At 30.9% G+C, this 664-nt stretch carries 1 protein-coding gene; it reads right to left on the bottom strand.

The features are described from left to right. Nucleotides 1-167 precede the first annotated feature (167 nt). Nucleotides 168-629, bottom strand: coding sequence for a DIP1984 family protein (locus tag ACP7AK_RS15325; RefSeq protein WP_004647839.1), 462 nt, complete (start codon nt 627-629; stop codon nt 168-170). Nucleotides 630-664 lie beyond the last annotated feature (35 nt).

The following is a 664-nucleotide window of genomic DNA, read 5'->3' as shown; positions in this document are numbered from 1 at the left end:
GCACAAAGATTTGAGTTATGCCAAGTGATGGATTGATTTGTACTTAAAATTTTAAGCTTATCCACTTGCTTTGCAAGCCACTACACTTTATTTACAATCCTATGTTGTGGAAGTAAGGGATCTTGTACTCGCCCAGTATGTTCAACTTGATTATATCTAAAGGAGTATTAGGCTTCAATCAAATCAATTTTCCAATTATTCGACTGAATTAACACATTTAAATCACGTAATTTAAGACTAATATCATCAGCTTGTTTTTGTAATGATGAAACTGGAATAACTTTATGCCACTTTATTTCCCGCGTACTATAACGATCAGATTCACGAGATGTATTACTTATTGCTGCAGTTAGGGTTTTGTGCTGTTCTACAAATTCATCACGCAAAGTCAATAAAGCAAGTAGAGAACGACCATCATTTAATTTTGTTAAAGCATTAGTTTCATGAATTGCATAACTTAATTTTTGAAATTCTTGAATTAAAGAAAATACTTGTTTCAATAGTTCATTTGGATCTTCAGATGGTTTATCACCATCTTGTACCAATACATTTGCATTGATACGTTGTTTTAGTGAAATAATTTTTTTTTGTTGATCACTTCGAAGTAAGAGAGCTTCTGCTAATTTCATTTTTCACCTATTAACCAATTAGAATTAAGTTTTAA

It is taken from the genome of Acinetobacter sp. TWP2-2-3, from assembly GCF_049896445.1.
In the GTDB taxonomy this organism is placed as follows: domain Bacteria; phylum Pseudomonadota; class Gammaproteobacteria; order Pseudomonadales; family Moraxellaceae; genus Acinetobacter.
Note: the sequence above shows the minus strand (reverse complement) of the source record. Positions and strands in the feature narration are given on the sequence as shown.

Coding starts and splice junctions, on each gene's coding strand:
- ACP7AK_RS15325 (WP_004647839.1), bottom strand. CDS start 629: ATGAAATTAGCAGAAGCTCTCTTACTTCGAAGTGATCAACAAAAAAAA.